This is a genomic window from Streptosporangium amethystogenes subsp. fukuiense, from assembly GCF_042665875.1.
Lineage (GTDB): Bacteria > Actinomycetota > Actinomycetes > Streptosporangiales > Streptosporangiaceae > Streptosporangium > Streptosporangium fukuiense.
In genome coordinates, this window is sequence record NZ_JBHTEE010000001.1 from 1408847 (window position 1) to 1432654 (window position 23808).

At 69.0% G+C, this 23808-nt stretch carries 23 protein-coding genes and 1 pseudogene; 12 read left to right on the forward strand and 12 right to left on the reverse strand.

Annotation, left to right across the window (positions count from 1 at the left end; translation table 11 throughout):
* Positions 1-7 precede the first annotated feature (7 nt).
* The 3 genes from ACFQVD_RS05995 to ACFQVD_RS06005 form a co-directional block, all read right to left on the reverse strand.
* Entirely contained in the window at positions 8-520 is a 513-nt protein-coding gene (locus ACFQVD_RS05995; RefSeq protein WP_343977928.1) for a hypothetical protein, read from the reverse strand.
* On the reverse strand, positions 468-2402 hold the full coding sequence (lanKC, locus tag ACFQVD_RS06000) for a class III lanthionine synthetase LanKC (protein ID WP_343977925.1): 1935 nt from the start codon (positions 2400-2402) through the stop codon (positions 468-470). Before lanKC ends, ACFQVD_RS05995 begins: the two co-directional genes overlap by 53 nt.
* Positions 2403-2468: 66 nt before the next feature.
* Entirely contained in the window at positions 2469-4169 is a 1701-nt protein-coding gene (locus ACFQVD_RS06005; RefSeq protein ID WP_343977921.1) for a cytochrome P450, read from the reverse strand.
* Between the two features lie 334 nt (positions 4170-4503).
* Between ACFQVD_RS06005 and ACFQVD_RS06010 the strand changes: the two genes are divergently transcribed.
* Positions 4504-4950: a MarR family winged helix-turn-helix transcriptional regulator gene (locus ACFQVD_RS06010; RefSeq protein ID WP_343977918.1), complete on the forward strand. Its 447-nt coding sequence runs from the start codon at positions 4504-4506 to the stop codon at positions 4948-4950.
* A gap of 116 nt (positions 4951-5066) precedes the next feature.
* The gene (locus tag ACFQVD_RS06015) at positions 5067-5555 is read left to right on the forward strand and encodes a hypothetical protein (RefSeq protein WP_343977916.1); all 489 of its coding nucleotides are present in this window, start codon (positions 5067-5069) and stop codon (positions 5553-5555) included.
* 121 nt (positions 5556-5676) lie between these two features.
* Here the strand turns inward: ACFQVD_RS06015 and ACFQVD_RS06020 are convergent, their stop codons facing one another.
* Positions 5677-6201 carry a MarR family winged helix-turn-helix transcriptional regulator gene (locus tag ACFQVD_RS06020; protein WP_343977913.1) on the reverse strand — a complete coding sequence of 175 codons (525 nt, stop codon included), beginning with the start codon at positions 6199-6201 and terminating at the stop codon, positions 5677-5679.
* Between the two features lie 40 nt (positions 6202-6241).
* Here ACFQVD_RS06020 and ACFQVD_RS06025 point away from each other — a divergent pair, with 40 nt between their 5' ends.
* The 3 genes from ACFQVD_RS06025 (at position 6242) to ACFQVD_RS06035 (ending at position 8468) form a co-directional block, all read left to right on the forward strand.
* On the forward strand, positions 6242-7141 hold the full coding sequence (locus tag ACFQVD_RS06025; protein ID WP_343977910.1) for an EamA family transporter: 900 nt from the start codon (positions 6242-6244) through the stop codon (positions 7139-7141).
* A 61-nt stretch (positions 7142-7202) separates the two neighbouring features.
* Entirely contained in the window at positions 7203-7724 is a 522-nt protein-coding gene (locus ACFQVD_RS06030) for a GNAT family N-acetyltransferase (protein WP_343977908.1), read from the forward strand.
* A gap of 123 nt (positions 7725-7847) precedes the next feature.
* On the forward strand, positions 7848-8468 hold the full coding sequence (locus ACFQVD_RS06035; RefSeq protein ID WP_343977905.1) for an L-threonylcarbamoyladenylate synthase: 621 nt from the start codon (positions 7848-7850) through the stop codon (positions 8466-8468).
* Positions 8469-8641: 173 nt separating this feature from the next.
* Here the strand turns inward: ACFQVD_RS06035 and ACFQVD_RS06040 are convergent, their stop codons facing one another.
* The gene (locus tag ACFQVD_RS06040) at positions 8642-9805 is read right to left on the reverse strand and encodes an RNA-guided endonuclease InsQ/TnpB family protein (RefSeq protein ID WP_386270566.1); all 1164 of its coding nucleotides are present in this window, start codon (positions 9803-9805) and stop codon (positions 8642-8644) included.
* Here ACFQVD_RS06040 and ACFQVD_RS06045 point away from each other — a divergent pair.
* Positions 9723-10322, forward strand: coding sequence for a transposase (locus ACFQVD_RS06045; protein WP_386274269.1), 600 nt, complete (start codon positions 9723-9725; stop codon positions 10320-10322). The two genes, ACFQVD_RS06040 and ACFQVD_RS06045, sit on opposite strands and share 83 nt — an antisense overlap.
* Positions 10323-10427: 105 nt before the next feature.
* On the opposite strand, the gene ACFQVD_RS06050 is transcribed toward ACFQVD_RS06045, so the two are convergent.
* The 4 genes from ACFQVD_RS06050 to ACFQVD_RS06065 all read right to left on the reverse strand — a co-directional run bounded on the left by ACFQVD_RS06050 (position 10428) and on the right by ACFQVD_RS06065 (position 15204).
* Complete coding sequence (locus ACFQVD_RS06050) at positions 10428-12704, reverse strand: DMT family transporter (protein ID WP_343963716.1); 2277 nt, start codon at positions 12702-12704, stop codon at positions 10428-10430.
* A gap of 75 nt (positions 12705-12779) precedes the next feature.
* Positions 12780-12947, reverse strand: coding sequence for a hypothetical protein (locus ACFQVD_RS06055; protein WP_364154388.1), 168 nt, complete (start codon positions 12945-12947; stop codon positions 12780-12782).
* Positions 12948-13276: 329 nt separating this feature from the next.
* The gene (locus ACFQVD_RS06060) at positions 13277-14815 is read right to left on the reverse strand and encodes a multicopper oxidase family protein (protein WP_343963712.1); all 1539 of its coding nucleotides are present in this window, start codon (positions 14813-14815) and stop codon (positions 13277-13279) included.
* A complete protein-coding gene (locus ACFQVD_RS06065; protein ID WP_343963710.1) occupies positions 14812-15204 on the reverse strand; it encodes a hypothetical protein in 393 nt (130 codons plus the stop codon). Before ACFQVD_RS06065 ends, ACFQVD_RS06060 begins: the two co-directional genes overlap by 4 nt.
* A gap of 167 nt (positions 15205-15371) precedes the next feature.
* On the opposite strand from ACFQVD_RS06065, the gene ACFQVD_RS06070 reads away from it, so the two are divergent.
* The 4 genes from ACFQVD_RS06070 (at position 15372) to sigJ (ending at position 19443) form a co-directional block, all read left to right on the forward strand.
* Positions 15372-16505, forward strand: a complete 1134-nt coding sequence (locus ACFQVD_RS06070) for a sensor histidine kinase (RefSeq protein ID WP_343963708.1) — start codon at positions 15372-15374, stop codon at positions 16503-16505.
* Entirely contained in the window at positions 16502-17167 is a 666-nt protein-coding gene (locus tag ACFQVD_RS06075) for a response regulator transcription factor (protein ID WP_364154395.1), read from the forward strand. The genes ACFQVD_RS06070 and ACFQVD_RS06075 overlap by 4 nt, the downstream gene beginning before the upstream one ends.
* A gap of 129 nt (positions 17168-17296) precedes the next feature.
* A complete protein-coding gene (locus tag ACFQVD_RS06080) occupies positions 17297-18304 on the forward strand; it encodes an NAD(P)-dependent alcohol dehydrogenase (protein ID WP_343963704.1) in 1008 nt (335 codons plus the stop codon).
* A gap of 227 nt (positions 18305-18531) precedes the next feature.
* Positions 18532-19443, forward strand: coding sequence for an RNA polymerase sigma factor SigJ (gene sigJ, locus ACFQVD_RS06085; protein ID WP_343963702.1), 912 nt, complete (start codon positions 18532-18534; stop codon positions 19441-19443).
* A 130-nt stretch (positions 19444-19573) separates the two neighbouring features.
* Here the strand turns inward: sigJ and ACFQVD_RS06090 are convergent, their stop codons facing one another.
* Complete coding sequence (locus ACFQVD_RS06090) at positions 19574-20110, reverse strand: hypothetical protein (protein ID WP_343963700.1); 537 nt, start codon at positions 20108-20110, stop codon at positions 19574-19576.
* Between the two features lie 361 nt (positions 20111-20471).
* Between ACFQVD_RS06090 and ACFQVD_RS06095 the strand changes: the two are divergent.
* Positions 20472-20651 (forward strand): annotated as a pseudogene (locus ACFQVD_RS06095) (ubiquinol-cytochrome c reductase iron-sulfur subunit); the annotation flags it as partial.
* Positions 20648-22285, forward strand: a complete 1638-nt coding sequence (gene qcrB, locus ACFQVD_RS06100; protein WP_343963698.1) for a cytochrome bc1 complex cytochrome b subunit — start codon at positions 20648-20650, stop codon at positions 22283-22285. The pseudogene ACFQVD_RS06095 and the gene qcrB, both read left to right, overlap by 4 nt.
* A gap of 109 nt (positions 22286-22394) precedes the next feature.
* Here the strand turns inward: qcrB and ACFQVD_RS06105 are convergent, their stop codons facing one another.
* A complete protein-coding gene (locus tag ACFQVD_RS06105; RefSeq protein WP_343963696.1) occupies positions 22395-22790 on the reverse strand; it encodes a VOC family protein in 396 nt (131 codons plus the stop codon).
* A 64-nt stretch (positions 22791-22854) separates the two neighbouring features.
* Entirely contained in the window at positions 22855-23763 is a 909-nt protein-coding gene (locus ACFQVD_RS06110; RefSeq protein WP_343963694.1) for a sigma-70 family RNA polymerase sigma factor, read from the reverse strand.
* Positions 23764-23808 lie beyond the last annotated feature (45 nt).

The window sequence follows — 23808 nt, forward strand, 5'->3', positions numbered from 1 at the left end:
GCGTGTCTCACCGCCGGGCAGGGGACGCCCCGGAGTCGGTGGGCACGAATTCCGGTCGGCGGTCGATGCGCGTGCGGTCGGCCTCGGACCCGAAGTGATAGTCGATCTTCCGGGTCGCCTCCGCCCACTGCTTCATCGTGCGCACGGGGGTGAGCGTCTCGACCACGAACGGGTCGTGCCAGCGTTCGACGGCTCGTCGCCACAGCTCCTCCGGGGGGTCAGTGAGCACGTTGCCGACCGTTCCCTCGTAGGCGGCCATCGCCCGCGCGGCTCCGTCCGGCTCGATCTGCAGGACGGGGAAGAACGTTCCGCCGCGGACACGGTCGGGGTGCATCTGCAAGGCCAGGTTGTCGGTCGTGGCCACGTGCACGGACGACGGCGCCAAGGACCGCAGATGTTCTCCGTACTCGTGACCTCCCAGCAGCTCGACCTGGGAGTCGGAGAGCAGTTCGTGCTGTGCGAACCCCTCACGGCTGGCGAGCCCTTCCGGTATCGCCACCCCGAACGCGATGGACTCCAACTGGGGGAACCTGGGCGCGATGACGGTGCAGAAGTCTTCGAGCTGGTGGAAGTTGCTGCTGACCACGACACAGTCGATCCCCAGGCCGAGGCGATTCCCCCCGCTCAGGTGCCGCCTCTCGGCGGCGTCCGAGCGACTCCAGCGTCGCCGCCACACCGTGCAACCCGTTCAGGAGGCCGGGGAGCGGGTCGGAGGCCCGGCGGGTGGCCGTGACGAGCCAGTCCACATAGTCGGACGGCACCTCGGCGCCGACCTGTCGCAGCGCCCAGAGCACGCCGGCGGCGCCGTTGGCCACGGTGAACCCGCCGGTCGCGAACTGCTGCGGATCTCCGGGGAAAAGCCGGTCCTTGCGGTCGGGCGTCGCGCTCGCGGTGATTCCCGCCACGAGCGAGTCGCGGATGGCCGGCCAGTCGGGGTTCTCGACACTGAACATCTGGGCCGGTCTGTCCTCGCCGAGAGGCCCCTTGGCCTTGCTGAACTGCCGGACCAGACGCGTCCCGAACGCCGGCGGCACCGGGAAGTGCTCGGTGATGACGTCGGTGAGGCTGATGAGCTTGACCGGGTCCCGGTCCTGCAGGGGAGCGATGGGGAGGAAGATCCACTGCCGCAGGCAGTTCATGACATAGTCGTCGGCGGCGCGGCCGGAGAGCTCCTTCGGCGCGGCGAATCCCGCCGCGGCGAGGCCCGGGATCTGCGGGTCCGTCAGGTCGGACGCGATCTCGAAGTCGATCAGCGCGACGCGCCCGTCCGGGCGGACGATGATGTTCTCCGGGTGCAGGTCGGCGAATCGCACCCCCCTCGCGTGGACGGACATGAGCGCGTGGTCGACCTTGGCCAGGATGTCGGTCGCCCACCGGGTGTACGCCGCCAGCGTCTCGGCGCTCGGGTCGGGACTGGCCAGCGGATAGCGCTCGAACATCTCGTCCAGCAGGGTCTTGCCCTCGATGTACTCCTCGACCAGGAAGTGGTGTTCCCAGATCGTGCGGTAACCGAGCAGCCGGGGTACGCAGTCGAGACCGCTCAGCCGCTCCAGGATGTCGCGCTCGTGTGCCAGCCTGGTGACCGCGTCGACACCGCCCGCATCCAGGCCCGCGTGCGGGCGGGCCTCCACCAGCACCACGTACCCTCCGGACGCTTCGTCACGGGCGAGGTACACCCCGCCGCCGTTGGAGAAGTGCAGTGCCTTTTCGATCTGCCAGGGGAACTCCTCCTCGGTTCCCGAACCGTGCTTCGCGACCGACTCGCGCAGTACCTCGGGGATGGAGACCCACTCCGGCACGGTGAACGCCGGATCCCGTTTGTCCGGGACCAGTTGCCCGTCGGGTGTGCGGATCGCGTACCCCGGGCTGCCGTCCGACTTCGTGTAGGTCATCGGCTGGAACGCGCCATACCGCACGTAGACCGGTGAGTCCTCATACCGCAGGTCGCTGAGGATGTACGGGCCGGTGAAGTCCCGCAGGAGCTCGGCCAGCGCCGGCAGCACCTCGCTCAACTGATCCTCGTCGACCGGGTACAGCGTGATGAGCTTGCCGCTGCCGCCTCGCTCGGCGTACTTGTTGTTGAGCAGCCGCATCGCCATCTTGCTTCTGAGGAACTTGACGGCGATGTTCCGGCTGACGCAGAAGTCCACCACGAGATCGCAGACGGTGCCGGCGTCGGCGTCGGTTCCCGAGACGTGGATCTTCCATCCCTGCTCCGGAAGCGCGATCTCGGGCGGGAGCAGCACGACCCACAGGTCGCTCTCGCCGATGCGCCACCCACTGGGGAGGGGTCGGCGCGCCGTGGGGAACCGGTTGTCGTCGTCCGGTATACGCCAGACCGGTTCGAAGAACACCGGATCGGCCTGGCAGTAGGTCACAAGCTGGGGAAGTGTCTCTTTCATCTGGTCGAACTCCAGGATGCTGAAGGCGCGAGGGGAACTATTCGCACGAGATCGTGTTTTCTGACATCACACGCCGGTCGCCGGCCGCCGGGGACGGTCCGGTTCGAGAACGACCGGCAGTCCGAGGAGGTAGCGCACGCTGCTCTGCCGGTAGTGCAGACTCTGGGAGTCACGGGCGAGCTCCATGTCCGGGAAGCGCCGTGCGAGCGTGCCGATGGCGATCTGCGTCTGGGCCCTGGCCAGTTCCGCTCCCAGGCAGTGATGGTGGCCGTGCCCGAAGGAGAGATGGGGGTTGCTCGCCCGCTCGATGTCCAGCAGGTCCGGATCGGTGAAGAACGACGGGTCCCGGTTGGCCGCCACCAGTGACGCGCTGAGGAGGTCGCCCTTCGGGATCGGCGTGCCCTCCACATCGATCGGGACCGTCACGTGACGGGCGATGCCCACGGGGAACGGTGTGATGAGTCGCAGCAGTTCCTCGACCGCGGTGACGATCAGCGTGGGGTCGTCCACGAGCCGCTTCCACTGCCCGCGCCGTAGCAGGGCGGCGACACCGCTCGCCAGCACGGTCGTCGGCGCCCGATGCCCGTTCACCATCAGAAACCTGGCCGCCGAGATGAGGTCCTCTTCGGACAGTCCGTCTCTCTCGGCTTCGACGACCCAGCCGAGCAGGTCATCCGAGGGGCGGTTCTTCCGGGCCGCGATCAGGGCGCGCAGGTAGTCGTCGATGTCGCTGTGCGCCTTGGGAGGCGGGGAGACAAGCCTTTCCAGGATCCACTCGTGTATGTAGCCCCGGTCCTGCTCCGGCACGCCGAACAGCTCGCACAGGACGGCGACCGGCAGGGGGTAGGCGAACGTCGGGAGGAGGTCGATCACCTCGTGGGCGGGGATCGCGTCCAGCAGCGCGTCGGTCTCACGTTGTATGCGCGGACGCAGCGCCTCCACCCGTCGCGGTGTGAGGTGCCGCTCGATCAGCCGACGCAGCCGGGCGTGCTCCTGCCCCTCGATCGTGATCAGATCCAGTTCGCCTTGATGCGCGAGAGCCGGATCGGCCGACTGGAGCCGGAACCCCGCCGTGATCTCCGCGTCCCCGGTCAGTCCCGGGCCGGCGAGGGTCGTGGTGGTCGCCTCGTGCCCGGTCAGCAGCCAGGACGTCGCCATGCCGGACGCGTTGACCCGATGGATCGGCCCCAGCTCCCGCCACTGCCGGAGCGCGTCGGGATCGTTGAAGATCGCCGGGGTGAGTACCGGGAGCCTTGCCGGGGCCTTCAGGTGAGCGCCCGCCTCGCCCGCCTGCCGGTCCAGATCGGTAAGGAAGGGAACGAGCGCCGGGATCACCGTCTCCGGGGCGGCGGTGGAGAGCACCAGGACCGGGCAGAGCAGATCCGGGGCGGAGTCTCCGGATGCCGGACTCCCATCACTCGGTGAGCCCACGACCACCACCGCGGCCACACGCTCCGGATGACGATCCGCGACCTCCATCGCCGCAGATCCGGCCGCACCGTAGCCAAGTAGCACAGCGCGATCCGGGCTGTCCGGCGCCGCCAGGAAATCCGTGATCCCCCCGATGCACGCGTCAAGGTCACCAGCCGGTACACCGGTCATCCGCACCTGCCAGCCCCGGCCGGTGAACTCGTCCTCCAGGCGCTCGCTCCCGGCACCCCGGTTGACGATCATCAGGACACGCCCCCCGGCGCCCTGGGTCGACTTGTCATCCTTCGAGGCCGTAACGGACAGTGCCCCGATCACACCGTTGGCGACTGTCGCCACGTCGTCTTCCCCCCGATACTGCGGTAATTCAGAACGCCCCGCTTGGCTTGTGATCAATGCTTTCGGGGGAAGTTGGGATGCTCTTGTGGGCACTTGGGGTGTCGTTGGGGCCGACTTGTGAGATTCCCGCCGTGGAGCGTCACCTGCGAGGTCCCGTCGCTGTCCGCGTGTTCGCTCCTCGGCTGGGCGCGGGTGACGGACAGGAAGACCGGGGCGAGCATGGCCGGTGCCTCTTTTGGTGGCCTGGACCCCTGGGAGGCGGCGTCGGGTTCGGGCTCGATCCGGGGCGTCCCGGCATTGCCGCAGCCGAGGGGCGGTGCGGGAGACTTGGAAGGTGACAATCGAGAACGCCCGCCCAGGTCCGCCGGAGACCAGCCCCTCCATCGTGCTGCTCACGCTGGCGCATCGGATCGAGTCCGAGCTCGGCGCCGCCCTCGCGCCGCTCGGGCTGACGGTGAGCAGGTTCGGCCTGCTCGGACACATCTCCGGCGTGCCCGGCGCGTCGTTCAGTGACTTGGCGCGAATGTCCGGAATCACCGTCCAGAGCGTTCATGCGGCGGTTAAGGCGCTGTCTGGGGCCGGGCTCGTTCGTGACAACACCGCTCGCGCCGGGTCCGCTTCGGCCATCGAGATCACACCCGAGGGGGCGAGCCTCATGCGGGAGGCGATGAAGGCCGTGAACGGGGTGGACGAGCGGCTGTTCGGTTCGGACGCCGACCCGATCCAGCGTCAGATCGCCGACGCGGTACGCGCCGCGTTCGAAGGGCGTTTCAGGTCCTGATCCGAGGCGCGAGCCGCTTCGGGCGGCGGGAGCGCCATGCCTTCGCCATTACCTTCAGGCAGCCTGAAGCATCTGCTAAGCTTCAGGCTGCCTGAAGGATGTGGAGAGGGGAACTCGTGGAAGGCTTGCTGCTGTCGGTCCATGTACTCGCCGGCATTGTGTTCATCGGAGGCTCGGCCGTCGCGACAAGCCTGTTCTCCCGCTATGCCCCGGTCGCCACGAGTGTCGCGGCGAGCCCGGCCGCGGGCGCGCCCGTCGCCCCACAACCGGAAACCTCGGGAGACCGCGACCGGGCCGTGGCTGTCGCGCTGCACCGCATCACCCGCGGCTACGGCGTCTTCGGCATCGTCGTGCCCGTCGTGGGGATCGCTCTGGCCGTCACCCAGGGCCGGATGGGCGAGATCTGGATCAATATCTCCATGGTCCTCACCGCCGCCGCGGGTGCTCTGCTCGCCCTGCGAATCTGTCCGGAGCAACGCGAGGCCCTCGCCGCCCCCGGCGACGGCAAGCGGTTGCGCACCCTGAGCATGCTCGCCGGAATCTACAACCTGCTGTGGGCGACCGTCGTGGTCCTCATGATCGTCCGCCCGGGAGCCCAGGCGTGAGCACCATCGAAGATCCGTGGGATCCGGGGCATGGCATACGACTTCCAGGTCTGTGTCGACGCGTGAGAACCCCACGTGCTCGCCGACCGGTGGGCCGAGGCACTCGGCTGGGAGGTCGACCTCACGACGAATCCTGAGAGCCGGTGAGCGGTGTCTCGAAGCAGGCCAGCCAGGTGGTGAGGAGCGATTCGAGGTGCGCGGCCTCTTCGGGGGTCAGCTCGTCGAGGAGGCGGCGTTCGTTGCGCATGTGCTCGGCGAACGCCCGGTCGATCAGTTCCTTGCCGGCGGGGGTGAGCGCGACCACCCGGCCGCGGCCGTCGCTCTCGCTCGGGCGGCGGGCGACAAGCCCGTTGCGTTCGAGCCGGTCGATGCGCTTGGTCATCGCGCCGGTGGTGACCATGGTGAAGGCGGCGAGTTCCCCGGGCGCGCGCTCGAACGGCGCGCCGGCGCGCCGGAGGGTGGCGAGGACGTCGAACTCCCCCTCCCCGAGCCCGTATCGCCGGTAGACGACACAGAGCTGTTCGGTGAGGTGCCCGGCGAGGCGGTGGAGCCGTCCGATCACCCCCTGCGGGCTCACGTCCAGGTCCGGGCGCTCGCGGGCCCATTCCTGCTGGATGCGGGCGACGTGATCCAGGGATTCGCTCATGGAGGACAATATAGCTTCCAGGGAAGTTATATTGTCTTCCATGGAAGCTAATTTTCGCTGGGTGCTGGTCACGGCGGTGGCCCCGATCGCCTGGGGGACGACCTACTTCGTCACCCACCGGTTCCTCCCGCCCGGCTACCCGCTGTACGGGGCGGTCATCAGGGCGCTGCCCGCGGGGCTGCTGCTCCTCCTCGCCGGCGGGAAGCGCCCCCACGGGTCGTGGTGGTGGAAATCCCTGGTTCTCGGGACGCTCAACATGGGCGCGTTCTTCGCGCTGATCTACCTGGCGGCTCAGCTGCTCCCGACGGGCATCGCCTCGATGATCATGGCGACGTCACCCGTCGCGATGATGCTCACCGCCTGGTCGCTGCTCTCGGAACGTCCGCGGATCGCGCACCTGGCCGGAGCCGGCATCGGCGTCGCGGGCGTGTGTCTCATGCTGTTCGCCGGCGCGGCCGCCGTCGACGCTCTCGGCGTACTCGCGTCCGTCACGGCCATGGTGATGTCGTCGGTCGGCTACGTACTGGCCAAGCGATGGGGCACGGACGTCGACGTGCTGTCGTCGACCTCGTGGCAGCTCATCGCCGGAGGAGTCGTCCTGGTGCCTTTCGCCGTCGCGGTGGAGGGTCCGCCGCCGGACCTGGGGGGATCCGCGATCCTTGGGTTCGGTTATGTCAGCGTCGTCGCGACGGCTCTCGCCTTCGCCGCCTGGTTCGCGGGACTGCGGCACCTGCCGGCGGGAACGGTGGGACTCGTCGGGTTGCTGAACCCGGTGACCGGGGTACTGCTCGGCACGACGATCGCCGGAGAGGTGCTCACCGTCCAGCAGTTCTGCGGGCTGGTGCTGACCTTCCTCGGAATCCTCCTTGGGCAGCCCGTCGCGGCCCGCCTCGCCGCGGCCGTCCGAACCAGGCGTTCACCCTCCGGCTGCCTGCCGTGATCGGCCTGTTCCCGACGTTCCAGCCGTAGATCGTGATGGTCCGGGTGAGTATCGTCGTCGTATGCCTGAACTGATCGCGCCCACCACGCGTTTGCACTCCGCCTGGCGTGAGGCGCATCACGAGTGGGGTCCCGGCCTCCACGAGGACGGATTCGGGCTGGGGCCGTCCGACGAGGTCGACTCGCCGGACGGATTCGCGGCCTGGGTGGCGCGACTGGCCGAGGGGTCGGATCCGGCGAAGCCGGTGGAGGCCGGCCGAATGGGTTGCGTGTATCGGTGGATCGTCGAGGGCGACCGGGTGCACGGCGGGATCGCGCTGCGGCACGGGCTCAACGACTATGTGCTGCGGTTCGGCCACATCGGGTACGGTGTCCGACCGTCCTCACGTCGGCGTGGGCTGGCCACCTGGGCACTGGGCCGGATGCTCGGCGAGGCGCGGGAGCTCGGTCTGGACCGGGTGCTGATCGTCTGCGAAGCCGACAACCTCGCCTCGGTGAAGACGATCGAGCACAACGGCGGCGTCCTCGAAGGCGTACGGGACACCGGGTACGGTCCCGCACGGCGCTACTGGATCAAGATCTAGCCGGCGGGGGCCGGCACGGAGACGGATACGGCCACCGCCGTACGACCGGGCGCCGGTGGCCATCGGCACCTGCGGGCAGCCCGCATGTCATGTGATGGAATATCCGCTTCTAAGCTTCAAGGTGTGACGAAATACCTTGATGTGCATCCGGAGGATCCGCAGCCTCGGCTGATCGGCCAGGTGGTCGAACTTCTGCGTGCGGACGGGCTGATCGCATATCCGACGGACTCGTGCTACGCGCTGGGGTGCCGCCTCGGTAACAAGGAGGGCGTCGACCGGATCAGAGAGATCCGCCACCTGGGCAGCGACCATCACTTCACCCTGGTCTGCAGAGACTTCGCGCAGTTCGGCCAGTTCGTGCATGTGAGCAATGCGCTGTTCCGCTCGGTCAAGGCGGCGACCCCCGGCGGATACACGTTCATCCTGCCCGCGACCAAGGAGGTGCCGCGGCGGTTGCTGCACCCGCGGAAGAAGACGGTCGGCGTCCGGATCCCCGGCCACGTCGTCACGCAGGCGCTGCTGGCCGAACTCGGTGAACCACTGCTGTCGAGCACCCTGCTGCTGCCCGATGAGACCGAGCCTCTGACGCAGGGCTGGGAGATCAAGGAGAGGCTCGATCATGTGGTGGACGCCGTCATCGACTCCGGTGAGTGCGGCGCCACCCCGACGACGGTCGTCGACCTCTCGCAGGGCGAGCCGGAGATCCTCCGCCGGGGCACCGGAGACCCGTCCCTCTTCGAGTAAGATGGCCGACACCGTTCACGGTGGGTCTGGCGCGTCCACCCGGCGACTTCGCCAGGTGCAGACCCCGCCGGACAACCGCACCCGACGTCCTCACCGCATGCCGGTTCTTTCGTCAGCTTCTCGGCCGTAAACGACCGAGCTTGCAGCTCCTCGCCGTCGATGGGTTCGACGGTTCAGGCCGCGTCGTCGGCAGCGTGACTCACTGCCCAGCCCGCCACTCCGCGTGAGGCGATGTTGCGGGCCGCGTTGACGTCGGCGTGCTCAGCGAAGCCGCACGACGTGCAGGAGAAGGTCGCCTGATCGGGCCGGTTCCTCTTGTCCACGTGCCCGCAGGACGAGCAGGCCTGCGAGGTGTAGGCCGGATCGACGTGAACAACGGCGACGTCCTGGCGGGCGGCCTTGTAGGCGATGAAGGAGCCGAGCTGGTGGAAGCTCCACGAGTGCAGCGTGACCCGCTGGGGCTTGCGGAGCCGTACCCGGTCACGGATGCCCTGGAGGTCTTCCAGGGCGATGCCTTGCCCGGTGCGTGCAGCCTCGGTCACGATGCGTTTGGCGATGATGTGGTTGGTGTTCGCGGCGAACCGGGCCTCGGCCCGGCGACGCCGCTTCAGCAGCCGTTTGGCGGATGTGGTCTGCTTGGCCTGCAGGCGGCGGCGCAGCTCGCGGTGGCGGTGGCGGACCGCGTTCAGGGCCTTGCCGCTGTGGCGAACTCCGCCACTTGTGGTCGCGATGTTGGCGATCCCCAGGTCCACCCCCAGGAATCCGTCCGGGGCGGCGACCGGCCGGTCGGGAATGTCGCAGGTGGCGATGAGGAACCACATACCGTCGCGATACAGCAGGTCTGATTCGCCCTTGCGGTGGGCGGCCAACGTCTGGAGTTGCTCGGCAGAGGCGGTGAACGCCACGTTCTTCATTCGTCCGCGCGTGGTCCAGATGCTCACTGTGCGCGTGTCCATCTGCCAGGACAGGCAGCGGTCGTCGAACGGGTGGGCCGCGCCGGGGCGAAAGACGATCGGCGTGGCCAGGGCCCGCTCGCGCCGGACGGAGCCAGGTTTGCCCAGGTTGCCGTTGCGGATATTGGCGTGCAGCGTGGCGTAGGCGTCGGTGACCTTCTTGATGACATGCTGCGCGGCTTGGGCCGCCAGCCGGTAGTCGTCCTTGATCTGCCCGTAGGCGTGCCGGCGCAGGTCGTAGTTGCGAAACACCCGCCGGTGGTGGGCGAGCGCTGAGACCCAGGTGGCCGCGGCGTTGACCGTGCGCAAGGTCGCCTCCAGCGCCGCCGCCTGCTCGGGCGTCGGCAGGAGTCTCACCTGCACCACCAGCTTCACAACGCCCAAACTATCCTTTGGCCCATGTCACCGTGATAGGAATCCGACCTGTGCCGGGGCCGGGGCCGAACCGTTGTCCGCACGCTGCGCGTATTCGGTCTTCACACCCGGGTATCGGTGCGGGGTCTTCACCGGCGCACCGCCGCGCCGCTGCGAAGAAATCATGATCGAGGTGTGCGGCTTGTTGAGTTCAACGGCGAGTACGACCATGTCCGCCTGCTCGTCGGCTGCCCGCCCAAGGGTCGTCCTTGCGGCCCTGGTCGATTCCCTCAAGGGCGTCTCGGCCCGCCTGCTGCGCAAGGAGTATCCCGCTGTCCGCAGGTATCTGCGGGGCGGCCGCTTGCGGTCTCCGTCCTACGTCGCCGCCTCCCGCGGCGGCGCCCTTTTGCGCCTTGTCAAGAAATACATCGAAAACCAGGAGCGCCCGGACCAACGACCGGACGTTCACAACCCCAGGACCGGGAAGCGATTCCTCCCGGGCGTGAACGCCCGGGGTTCCTCGCTAGATAACGCTGAAGCGCGCTGACCACGGATAACGATCCTCAAGTGCCTTTCGTCAGCTTCGTCAACGACAGGGCTGATCTTCGAGCCGTGACCGCGACCGACATCGGCACGAGTGATGAGGACTTCGTCAACGTCGCTTCGGCGGTCTGCGATAGGTGACGACCTTGTCACCCGGTCCGGGGTACGCCATGATCAGCAGCCGCTGGGTGCCGTACTTCTCGCCCTTCCAGGGAAACCAGGCGAAGTGCAGGCGGATGCGGTAGTGCCCCTTACGGCCGTTGAGCGACAGGTCCGGCAGTTCGGTGCCGCTCAGGCCGTCCATGAAGATCATCTCGCCGTCCTGGTTGGTGTAGCCGACCTCGACGACGTTGTCCCAGCCCTTGGTCTCGACCGGTGGGCGGCGCGTGTAGGTCTCCAGCGTGACGCAGACGTGGAAGTCGGAATGTGTGCTCACCGTCACGTAGCCGGGTCCGGCGGTGACCGGACCGGCGCTCGTGCTCTTGCCCTCACCGGTGTATTGGCCGTACAGCTCCAGCCTTGCCTCGGGCCACTCCGGCTCCTTGAGGCGGATCGCCTTGGCGGGCGTGACGAGGGGGCGGTGACGCGGGGTGGCGTCGCATTTGCGCTGCTCCTCGGCCATGAACTCGTTGAACTCGCGATCCTCGGCGGCCGCTTCCGCTGTGACCTTCGCGTTCGCGGCCGGGCAGATCCCGGCGAGTACCCCGCTCAGGTCGCGGACGTTCACCCCTTCCACCTCCCTCAGGCGGGCCAGCTCGCGCGGATCGTTGCGGGTGTAGGCGGCGCACAGGTAACGGCCACGGTCGAGCAGCACCTGGTCGGGCGCGGTGGCGGCGAACGCGAGCACCTGCTGTTGGCGTACGGCGCAGATGAAGGCGCGCGGGCCGGTCGGCGGCGGGGGTTGCACGGGCTCGCCGTCCATCTCCCAAGGCTCGGGAGGCGAGCAGTCCTCGGCCGTGGTGACCGGACCGCGCGCCTGGTCGGCCACCGGCAGGAGGCACAGGGCCATGAAGGTGGCCAGCACCGCCACGAGCACGTGGTGGCGCGGGCGGGCGGCAGACGGGACGTGGTACAGGAGGAACAGGACGAGAGCGGAGGCGGTGAGCGCGGCGCTGTACCACAGCGGGGAGAGCCCGAAAAGGATCTCACCCTTCTCGTTCTGGTCGAACAGCCCGTCCGGGTACAGGGCCAGCCGCTGCTCGGTCATCTCGGGGACGAATCGCCAATCCGCCTCGGACGTCGTCGTGAGGGCGGTGGCGACGCCTGCCGCCGCGGCGAGGGTCAGGGTCAGCATCGTGGCACGCAGCAGCCGCCTGGTCCTGCGTACGACCGCGACCAGGACCAGTACGGCCGGGGCGCCGACCCCGATGAGCAGGTCCAGGGCGACCCAGAGCACCGTCGCCGGATAGCTCACGTGCCCGTGGAAGAGGTCGTCGACCGCGCCCCGGGGGCCGATCCACGCGGGCATGCCGTCCGCGAGGTTGACGGCCGCGGGGATCAGCGGGAGCAGCACGGCCACGGCGGCCAGGGGCCACGCCCGCGCGGGTGCTCCCCGGACCGCAGGCGCCGGAGACGGTGCGGGTGTCAGGGCGCCCAACTCGTGGGCGGAGCGTGCCTGCCACACCGTCCCGAAGACGCCCAGAACGCCCAGGAGCATGAGCAGCAGCAGGTCGTAGTCGATGCCCGAACCGCCGAACGAGATGAACGAACCACCTCCCGACGACAGCAGCGACAGCACGGCCGAGGCCCTGCCCAGCCGCACGGTGCCTCGGCTCCACCGCGCGTCCCTGGCCTGGCCGACCAGGATCGGCACCAGCCACAGCAGGTAGACGGCGTTGCCGAGCTGGTACGGAGAGACGAACTGCAGAACGGAGTAGTGGCCGAGGCCGTAGGCGACGGTGTAGGCCATGCCCATGGCGGCGTTCACCAGCCCCGCCACGAGCCCGAGCAGCCGCAGCCATCGAGGCAGGACCCCGGCGAGGACCACGAAGAACAGCCCGACGACGGCTACCTGGAGCAGGTCGAAAGGCAGGCCGGACCACCACTGGTAGGGGATCGGAAGCCGGTACAGCAGCGTGCAGGCGAGGCTGAGGTACAGGGCGGCCCGCAGCAGCCGGACCGGCCTGGCGTTGACGGCCGCCGCCCCGGCCGGACGCCCGCGCAGCACCTGCCAGTAGGCCCATCCCTGCAGGACTCCGCCCGCGACCATGAGGAGCTCCACCCACCAGGTGTAGGGCACGAAGTCCGAGTCCCAACCGCCGGTGACGATCTCGCGCAGCAGCGCGGGATCGCCGGTGGCCAGCGCGTGGACACCGGCCACGACGACCACGGTCACGTAGACGGCGGCGAACAGCGTGGCGATTCTGCCGAAACGGTAGCGGCGCACGGGAACCCCCTCGGGCACGAGCGGACAGGATTCCGAGCAAAGGCGCCCAACCCTAGCGAGCCACCACCGAAACGATCAAGTGGCCGAAGGGCCGTCGCCGTCTCCGAGGGCGGCGCGCAGTCGCCGTGCCATCATCGGCACGTCCCATCCCCGCGTCCTGCGCTCGGCGCGCACCCGCACCACCCACCCGGAAAGCTCGCCGTCCCTGGCCACCGCCATCACTCCTCGAACAGGGAAGGACACCCAACGCACACGTTTTCCCTCGCCCAGGGTGAACCTGCTGATCAGGTGATCTTCCAGGGGAGAGCGGGTGAAATGTTGAGGCGCGGGGTCGCGGTGGGGGTCCGCGCAGAACCCGACTCCAGGATCAGGCCACCGCTTCTTCCGATCCAACTTTCCGGTGGAAGGCTGAAGGCGATGACCTGATTCCAGGGGGCGATCGTAGGAACCGGATTCGCCGGACACCACGACCACCACGGAGGAGATCGTCCGCGGGCGCGAGCACGCCGCTCCGTGAGCGAGGACGACGACCTGTGGCCGGTCGTCCCCTCCGGGGTGGTGGCCGGGAGCGGTCACACCACTTCGAAGTCGGCCATCATCGCCATGTCCTCGTGTTCGAGGTTGTGGCAGTGCGTCATGTAGCGGCCTCGGTGACCTTCGAAGCGGACGAGCACCTCCACGACCTCGTACGGTCGCACGTCCACGGTGTCCTTCCAGCCCGCGTCGGTGGCGGCGGGCGGCCTGCCGTTGCGGGAGAGCACCTGGAAGTGGGCCAGGTGCACGTGTACGGGGTGGTGGAAGTCGCTGGTGAACCGCCAGATCTCGGCCGTGCCGAGACGCGGCCGGGCCAGCGGCCTGCCCGGCCGGAACGGCTGCCCGTTGATCGTCCAAAGAGCACCCGGTCCCCGCCTGGTGGCGCGGAAGTCGAACGTCCTGGTGGTCACCGCCGAGGAGCGGTCGGCGGGCTCCGGCCGCGAGAGCCGTTTCGGGATCGCGCTGCCGTCGACGGCCCGCCTGGTGACCAGAAAGCGCATCACGTTCCTGGTGGGGCCGCTTCCCAGGGTGTTGAGCAGGGTCACCTCACTGCCCACCGGGTAGTCGGAGAAGTCCACGACCAGGTCGAACCGTTCGGCGGGGGCGATGACGACCGCGGAGTGCGTCACCGGCGCGGTCAGCAGCCCGGCGTCGCTGCCGACCTGTGTGAAGCGGCCGCCGGGGGACAGCTCCAGCCGGTATCGCCGGGCGTTGGAGGCGTTGAGCAGGCGCAGCCGGTGGCGGGTGGCCGACACCTCCAGGAACGGCCACGGGGCGCCGTTGACCAGGATCACGTCGCCTTCGACACCCTCCATGTAGGCGTCCTCGACTCCCGGTGTGACCCGCAGGCTCGGGTCGAGCGACGGGTAGCGGAACGAGCCGTCCTCCTCGAAGGACCGGTCACAGATCATCAGCGGGATGTCACGCTCGCCCTTCGGCAGCGGCAGAGCGTCGTCCTCGTCGTCGCGGACGATCAGGAACCCGGCCAGCCCCCGCCACACCTGCGGCGCGGTGAAGTCCATCCGGTGGTCGTGGTACCAGAGCGTGGCGGCCCGCTGGTCCAGCGGGTAGAGGTAGTCCCTGGCCCCGGAGTGGAACGTCCACGACGACAGGTCCGCGCCCGTCCCATGCCGGGTGTGGCCCCCCGGCGGCGGCCCGAACCCCTGGCCCGCGGGCACCACGAGATCGGTCGGGTAACCGTCGGAGTCGGGCGGGGTGACGCCGCCGTGCAGGTGGGTGGAGGTGGGCACCGGCAACTCGTTGCGCACCCTGACGGTGGTACGGCCGCCTCGGCGCAGGTCGAAGGTCGGCCCGGGGAAGGTTCCGTCGAACCCCCACACCTCGGTCGTGGTGCCGGGGATGATCTCCATCCGGGCCGCGCGCTGGACCACCTCGTAGTGGCCCGGCCGCGTCGGCCGGGCGAGTGCGGGGACGGGCAGCGGGACGGTGAACGGCCTGGGCAGCGGCAACGCGCTGGCAAGGGTCTCGCCGGCGGTCTCGCCGGTCAGACCCCCGCATCCGGCGACGGCGAGGCCCGCGCCGCCCAGCAGGCCGAGGAAAGCTCTGCGGGAGGTCATGCCGCGGCCGTCCGCAGGCCCCGCCACGTCCATGCGCACAGTACGGCGGAGAGGCCGAAGATCGCCATGCCGAGCGGGAAGTGCAGGGCGACGACCCGGTCCTGGCCCAGGGCGACCTGCGCCGTCTCCAGGGTCACGAGCCCGGCGCTCGCCCCGGCCGGCCAGAGCGGGCCACGGCCGGGCCGCCACAGTCCGATCGCGGCCCCGAGCTGGAGGTAGAGCAGGACGTGCGTCACGCCGGCGTTGTTCCGGTGCCAGGTGAGCATGTCCACATCACCGGTGACGAACAGCCCGGCCAGCGCGGCCTGCCCGAGCACTCCGAGCAGGTGCGCGGTGGCGAACAGGCGCAGTGACCGGATGACCCAGCCAGGGAAGGGTGGGGAGTCCATGCGTGCCATGCTTCCGATTCGGGGCTTGACGATCGTCGCCCCGAAGACGGCGTTTCGCGCTACACCCCAGGATGTATCCGAGGCCCCGGGATGCCACCGGGGAGGTACGCCGGACCTCCCCGGCCGGCGGGAGGACCGGCCGGATCCGGTGGCCTACCGTGGCAGAGGTGAGGAACCACAGGACGGACACGCTGATCGCGCTGGCCGCGCTTACCGGGATCGTCGCGGGCACCTACGGCGGACTGTCCTGGTCGGGGCCGTTCGAGCGGCCGCTGGACACCACGGGTCTGGCGTTGATCACGGTGTCGTCGCTGGCACTGGCCTTCCGCCGAAGGGCGCCGATGGTCGTCGGGGTGGTCGCCGTCGCGTGCGGCGTCGCCTACTACGCGGGGCGGTATCCGGGCGTCTTCGTCGCCGCGCCCGCGCTGACGGCGATCTACACTGCGGCGACCCTCGGCCGTCGCAGGCTGGCCGTCGCGCTCGCCGTGGCGCTGGCCGTGGGTGTCTACGGCCTCATCGCGCTGTCCGACTCCGACCCCGCGCCCGGCGACGGGTTCAGTCTGCTCAGCGGATGGCTGGTGGCGATGGTGGTCATCGGCGAGGTCGTCAGGAACCGCCGTGCCTCCGTGCGGGAGGTCGAGCGGCGTGCGATCGAGGCCGAGCGCACCCGAGAGGAGGCCGCGCTGCGCCGGGCGGGAGAGGAAAGGCTGTGGATCGCCCAGGAACTGCACGACACGCTCACCCACAGCATCTCGGTCATCAACCTTCAGGCGTCGGTCGCCCTGGAGTTGCTGGACCGAAAGCCCGAGCGGGCCCGCGAGGCGCTCGTCGCGATCAAGGATTCGGGACACGAGGCGATGCGGGAACTGCGCGCCACACTGGGGGTGCTGCGGCAGGCGGAGCCGGACGGTCCGGAGACGGGGCTGGAACGCCTGCCGAGGCTGGTGGCCAGGGCCGAGGCGGCGGGGCTACCGGTGAGGTCCACCACCGTGGGAGTGCCACGCGGGCTTCCCCCGGACATCGACCGGGCGGCCTACCGCATCACACAGGAGGCGTTCACCAACGTGCTGCGCCACGCCGGGCACGCGTCGATCGCGCTGACGCTGGAATACCATCCCGCCATGATCGTGGTACGGGTCGAGGACGACGGTGAGTCCGGCACGGGCGTCGTGGAGCACGGGATGGGCCTGATCGGGATGCGCGAGCGCGCGGTGGCCGTCGGCGGCTCGCTCACCGCCGGGCCGCGCGACCGGCAAGGGTTCGCCGTCCGCGCCGAGCTGCCGCTGGCCGGGCAGCCGTGATCAGGGTGCTGCTGGCCGACGACCAGGCGCTGATGCGCGCCGGTTTCCGTGCCCTGCTCGAACTCGCCGACGACATCGTCGTGGTCGGCGAGGCGGGCAACGGGGTGGAGGCCGTCGAGCTGACCCGGCGGCTGCTGCCGGACGTCACGCTGCTGGATGTGCGGATGCCGCTGCTCGACGGGATCCAGGCGACCCGCAGGATCGGCGCGGATCCCGAGCTCGACGGGGTCCGGGTGGTGATCCTCACCAACTACGCCCTCGACGAGTACGTCTTCGCCGCCCTGCGCGCGGGCGCCAGTGGATTCCTGCTCAAGGACATCGAGCCCGCCGAACTGCTGCAGTCGGTGCGGGTGGCCGCCCGAGGCGACGCGCTGCTGTCGCCGTCCGTCACCCGGCGGCTGATCGAGGAGTACGTCGCCACACCGCCGCGCCCGGTGGCCGGTCCGGGGCTGGAGCGACTGACCGAGCGGGAGCGCGAGGTCCTGGCGCTGGTGGCGGCCGGCATGTCCAACGAGGAGATCGCCGGCCACCTGGTCATCAGCCATGCCACGGTCAAGACGCACGTCAGCAGGACGATGACCAAGCTTGGCGCCCGTGATCGCGCGCAACTCGTCGTCTTCGCCTACGAGTCGGGGCACGTCGTCCCGGGAGCCGGTCGCTGAACCGCGCGTCCGCCGGGATCCCGGGTGTCACGCCTCCCCGATCGGCCGGGAAATCGGCCTCTCCGCTCGATGAGGCCGCGCCTATGATGTCGTGAATTGCCGCAGTGCCGCGACGACGCAGGAGACCTCATGAAGGCGGTTGTCCAGGACGCGTACGGCTCACCCGAGGTTCTCGAACTTCGAGAGATCGACAAGCCGGTGGTCAAGGAAGACGAGGTGCTGGTACGCGTTCGCGCGGCCTCCGTCCATCCGGATGTCTGGCACGTCGTGAGTGGCCGGCCGTACGTCCTCCGTCTTATGGGAGCCGGGCTGCTCAGACCGAAGAACCGCGTTCCGGGAACGGATGTGGCCGGCCAGGTGGAATCGGTGGGCAAGAACGTGACGCGGTTCCGACCGGGTGACGAGGTGTTCGGCGAGACCATCCGTGGCAACCAGTGGAAGAACGGCGGCGCCTTCGCCGAGTACGTGTCCGTCTCACAGGACGCCCTGGCATCGAAGCCCGGCAACGTCACCTTCGAGCAGGCCGCGGCCGTACCCACCTCCGGGCTCATCGCCCTGCAGAACCTTCCGGAGGGACGGCTGCGGCCAGGACAAAGTGTGCTGGTCAACGGTGCCGGCGGCGGCGTGGGATCCTTCGCCGTACAGCTCGCCAAAGCGTACGGAGCGACGGTGACCGGTGTCGACGACAAGGCGAAACTGGACATGGTGCGTTCGCTCGGCGCGGACCGTGTCATCGACCACACCCGGGAGGACTTCACCCGGAGTGGTGAGCGCTACGACCTGATATTCGACGTTCCGGGAAACCATTCGTTTTCGGACTGCCGGCACGCCCTCACGCCCGAGGGGACCTACGTGCTCATCGGGCACGATCGCTTCGGGGATGTGGGTGGCCGCTGGCTGGGAAGCCTGCCGCACTTCTTCAAGCTGATGGCGCTCTCGGTGTTCCGGAGTCAACTGCCGACGCCGAGTTCGTCGACGCCGAGCAGACAGGACTCGATGGCCGTTCTGAGGGAGCTCCTGGAGACAGGGAAGCTCACGCCGGTCATCGACCGGACGTACCCGCTGGGCGAGGTCCCCGAGGCCATCCGCCGTCTGACCGGGGGCAGGGCCCAAGGGAAGATCGTCATCACCGTGTAGCCGGATCGAGGTACGGCGGTCCGCCGCTCGTGATTTGGTGAGGAAACCCCAGTACCGGCCTGACCGGAATTCCGGTCGGCGCGTTCGACGGCGGACGCCTGGCGTGCGGCGGCAGAGGCGGCCGCCACCGGGAGCGGGTGGTGGAGTCGGCGGAGGATGTCACTTCTCGAACGTCCGGGGCGTCTACATGAGTAGGGGAACCCGACAACGAGGAGGGTAAAGCCGCAGTGACTGATGCGGACGCCAGGTCGGTCGCAGACTTCGAGAAGAACCGGAAGCTGTTGTTCAAAGTGGCATACCGGGTGCTGGGCAGCGTGGCCGACGCCGAGGACGTCGTTCAGGAGTCATGGCTGCGCTGGAACCGCGTCGACCATTCCCGGGTCACCGATCCGCAGTCCTTCCTCATCCAGGTCTCGACCCGGCTCGCTCTCGATCGGTTGCGGCGGGCCAAGGCCAGCCGGGAGGCCTACGTGGGGCCGTGGCTGCCCGAACCGCTGCCGACCGGGCCGGAGATCGGAGAGGGGGCCGAGACGGCCGACTCGGTTTCCATGGCCATGCTGGTGGTGCTGGAGACCCTCTCCCCGCTGGAGCGAGTCGTCTTCGTGCTGCGCGAGGCTTTCGAGTTCTCCTTCGCCGACATCGGCGCCGTGCTCGGTCGTTCCGAGCCCACGGTCCGGCAGATCGCCCGCCGCGCTCGCGCGCACGTGCGTGAGCGACAGCCCCGGTTCCGCTACGACCGCAAGGTCCGCATGCAGGTCACCGAGCGCTTCCTGGCCGCGTGCCTGGGCGGCGACATCGACAGGCTGCTCGACCTGCTCGCCCCCGAGGTCACGCTGTGGAGCGACGGGAACGGCCTGCGGGGTGTGCCCCGGACCTCGGTACGGGGGGCGCAGAAGGTCAGCCGCCTGCTGATCCATGGCATCCAGAAGGTGCTGCGGCCGTCGGCCGGGGCGTCGCCGGGCGAACGCGGCGGCGGGTCCGTGGTGGACGTCAACGGAGGTCCCGCCGCGCTCATCGTCGCCGCCGGTGAGACGGTCGCCGTCGTCGTGGTCGATCTGGATCCGGTCACCGACCGCATCACGCAGATCTGGATCATCGCCAACCAGGACAAGCTGGGGGGCATCGAAGGGGAGCGGTGACCGGACCCGGTGGCGAATCCGCACGGGCCCGCACGGGGGCGTACCGCTCGGCACCGTGGCCCGCTGCGCGGTGCGGGACGCGGGCAGCGCCGCGGACCCACCGGAGGACACCTTCCGGAGCTTCGCCTTCTCAGCGCGGCTGGTCCGGAACCGAGCCCGGCGCGACCCGGGCGGGGCGGATCTCGCCGAACAGCTTGAGCGTCGCCGGGCGCAGCCGCTTCTGCGCCTCGGCCGGCCAGCGCAGAAGCAGGGAGGAGAACACCGTCTCCAATATGATCTTCAGGTAGGAGCGGCCCGAGCGGCCGACGGGGATCTCGGTGCACAGACCGGACACGGTCGTGAAGGCCTCCTGCCGGCCGAGCCGCAGCCGGGCCTGCCCGTCGACCCCGTTCGAGGACCCGTCGGCCGCGAGGTCCACCGATTCCCAGAACAGCACCGGCGCCTCGTCGTCGCGCAGCCACGCCGGGCAGGACGGCAGCGGTAGCTGCAGCGCGAATCCCGCCAGCACTCCGCTCGGTCGCAGGTAGAAGGAGCCGTGGAAACAGGGCAGCTCGTAAAGGAGCCGCGGACCTTTCGACGTGTTCATCGACAGTGTCCCCCCGATGGCGTCCATGGGAACCCGCCAGGCACTGGGGTCGATGTAGGAGTCGTCTGGAACGGAGACCAAGAGGATTCACCCCGTTATGCGATACGGACGCGGTGCTCGGATTCAAGCTCGGTTACCAAGTAAGACGCACCGCGGAGCGGCGACGTGACATCGCTCGCAGTGCGAGGGGGCGCATGTCACGTTCCGGTGGCGGCGAACGTCTTCCTTAGAGAGAGATGCCCCCTTCTGAGAGCTGGTGAAGGCACGGATGTCTTTGCAAGGCAAGTTGGCCGGGACGGTCCACGGCAGGTTTTCCCAGGTGGGCAGGCCTGCTGACATGGCGCTCGCGACCGGTTGGGGCGACGACCTCCCCTCGCGGGACGGCTTCGCCGACAGCAAGGAGGTCGCCGACACCTTCTTGTGGGGCGCGAAGGCGAGCGGCGCCGACGGAGCCAAGGTCGTCTTCGGCCCGGCCGCCAGGCCGCTTCCGCAGTTGCCGATCACCGTCGACGCCGAGGGCTGTCTCATCGCCAGGGGCGACTTCTCGGTGCCCGTCGGCCCCGGTTACTGGGAGCGCGGTGACGCCGAGGCCGAGGTCAGGCAGAAGGGAGGTACGGCATGAGCACCGAACCGAAGACGGTTCCCAAGGCCGTCGCCGGCCCGTCGAGTTTTCTCGACGACCGTATCGGGGCGGGCGACTTCATCAAACGCAACATGCGGAAGATATTCCCCGACCACTGGTCGTTCCTGCTCGGCGAGATCGCGCTCTACTCGTTCGTCATCCTGCTGCTCACCGGAACGTTCCTGACGTTCTTCTTCAAACCGAGCATGAGCCATGTGATCTACGACGGTGTCTACGCCCCGCTGCGGGGTGTGGGGATGTCCGAGGCCTACGCCTCGGCACTGGAGATCAGCTTCGAGGTACGCGGCGGCCTGCTCATCAGGCAGGTCCACCACTGGGCGGCCCTGCTGTTCATAGCCGGCATGATGATCCACGCGTTGCGCGTGTTCTTCACCGGCGCCTACCGCAAGCCGCGCGAGCTCAACTGGATCATCGGAGTGCTGCTGCTCACGGTGGCGCTCTTCGAAGGGCTGACCGGCTACTCGCTCCCCGACGACCTGCTGTCCGGCGCGGGCATGCGGGTCACCGAGGGGGCGATCATCTCGCTGCCGGTGATCGGGACGTATCTGAGGTTCTTCCTGTTCGGCGGGGAGTATCCGGGCGATGATGTCATCTCGCGCTTCTACTCCATCCACATCCTGCTGCTTCCGGGCATCATCCTGGCGCTGGTCTCGGCGCACATGGTGCTGATGTGGGTGCAGAAGCACACCCAGATGCCGGGAAGGGGGCGCACCAACCAGAACGTGATGGGTGCGCCGTTCTACCCGGCCTTCATGCTCAAGGCCGGGTCGTACTTCCTGTTCACCTTCGCGGTGCTGGCCGGGCTGGGGACCTTCGCCCAGATCAACCCGATCTGGCTCTTCGGCCCGTACAGCCCGGCGGACATCTCCGCCGGCTCTCAGCCCGACTTCTACATGGCCTTCCTGGAAGGCGCGCTGCGGCTGATGCCCGCGTGGGAGGTCAACCTCTTCGGCACCGACCAGGCGGGCACGCTGCCGCTGAGTGTGATCATCCCGGCGCTGGTGCCGCTGGGCCTCATCATCACCGGGATGATCCTCTACCCGTTCGCCGAACGGTGGATCACCGGCGACAACCGCGAGCACCACATCGTGGACCGCCCTCGTAACAATCCCCACCGCACCTCGATCGGCATGTCGGTCGTGGTGTTCTACGGCGTGCTGTGGCTGCTGGCGTCCAACGACGAGATCGCCTCCACCTTCCATATCAGCCTGAACACCACCACCTACGCCGGCCGCGTCCTGGTGGTCGTCGGGCCGGTACTCGCGTACATCATCACCTACCGTGTCTGTCTGGGACTGCAGCGTTCCGACGCGGCCATCATCGGGCACGGCGTGGCGTCCGGTGTGATCAAGCGTCTGCCGGACGGCAGGTTCATCGAGGTCCACGCGCCGCCGTCGGAGGAGGCCGAGGCGCACCTGCGTGGCAAGGAGGCGGTGCCGACGCTGTCGGCCCACGACGGTGCGGGCATCCCGCCCAAGGGCATGCGCGGCCCCCTGGGCAGGCTGCGAGTCCGCATGTCCACGACGTACGGAGGAGAGAAGGTGCCTCTCGACGAGGGACACAATGGCCACGCCGCCGTCGAGTCCGGGGACGACAGTCCGCTGAGGCACTAGTCCACGGGCTCGGACGGTGTCCGTCCGAGCCCGATCGCGCGGGTGTGCAACTGAAGAAAGCGCTCAGTTGCGCGCCGGGCGGTCGAGGGTGCCCGACGCCGTCCGGCTGTCAGCGGCCGTGTTCGGTCAGCCCGTAGAGGTTGCCGTCGTGACCGGCGATCTGTGCCCATCGGCCGCCCTCCCGCCAGGAGGCGGCCTGCGGCTCCACGACGATCTCGACACCCCGGGTACGCAGGTCCGCGCAGGTGGCGTCGAGATCGTCGCAGTCGAACCAGCCGTGCGTCATCCGTCCGGCCTGCGCGCGGAGCGTCTCCAGGACGGCCGGTTCGACGGCGGCGAGCGCCACGCAGGTCTGCGCGCCCGGTGGGCGGACCTCGACCCAGCGCCGATCGTCACCGTAGGGAACGTCGGCCGCCAGTTCGAAGCCGAGCGTCTCGGTGAGGAACTCCAGGGTCCTGCTCTGGTCGCTGACGTACAGCACGGTGAGCCGGGGATTGATGATCATTGGTCTCCCTCTCAGCGGTCGTCGAAGCCGCAGGGAGGATAGTGCGTGAACCGGTGGCGGGAATTCAATCGTGTGCGAGAAGAACGGAGGTGGGTTCGGCGACGGCGAGGTGGAGGCGGCGCAGCCGGGCCGGGTCGCCGACGACGTTGATCGCGGTGATCTGGCCGCCGTCGATCACCACTTCGAGGACGAGCGTCAGCTGCCCGCGTGGTGCGACGACGGCTCCGATGACGCCGTTGACGAGAGCGGGCCGGGCGAAGCGCGCCAGGCCGGAGTTGGTGAGCGTCTCCGTGGCGACGGCGCGGGCGCCGCGTACCTCGGTCTGCCCGTCTCCACGTAGCGCGGTGAGGTCCGCTCGCCTGATGACGTCGGGAGCCAGCACGCCGAGGAGGGCGTCCAGGTCGCCGGCGCGTGATGCGGCGAGGAAGGCGTCCACGACCTTCCACTGCAGGCCGAGGTCGGCGGCCGGAACGGAGGCGGCGCCGTGCACCCGGTGGCGGGCTCGGCTCGCCAGCTTCTTCGTGGTCGACGGCGACCGCTCGACGATCTCGGCGATCTCGTCGAACGGCACGGCGAACAGGTCGTGCAGCACGAAGGCGATGCGCTCGGCCGGCCCGAGCCTGTCGAGGACCACGAGCAGGGCGAGCCCGACGGAGTCGGCCAGCACCGCCTCCCTCTCCGGATCGGTGGCCTCATTGTGGCCGCCCAGCAGCTCCAGCTCGGTTGTTTCGGTGAACTCCTCGTTCCGGCGCCGGCGTGAGCGCAACATGTCGAGACAGACGCGGCCGACGATCGTGGTCAGCCATCCGGTCACGTTGACGACGGCGTCCGCCCCGACGCGATGTGCTCGCAGCCAGGCCTCCTGTACGGCGTCCTCCGCCTCGTCCACCGATCCGAGCATGCGGTACGCCACGGATCGCAGATGGTCGCGAGACCGGCTGAAGTGCTCCACCAAAACGGCCTGATCGTTCATCGGTCACCTTTCGTCGTCGCATTTCGTCATATGAAAGTGACGAGA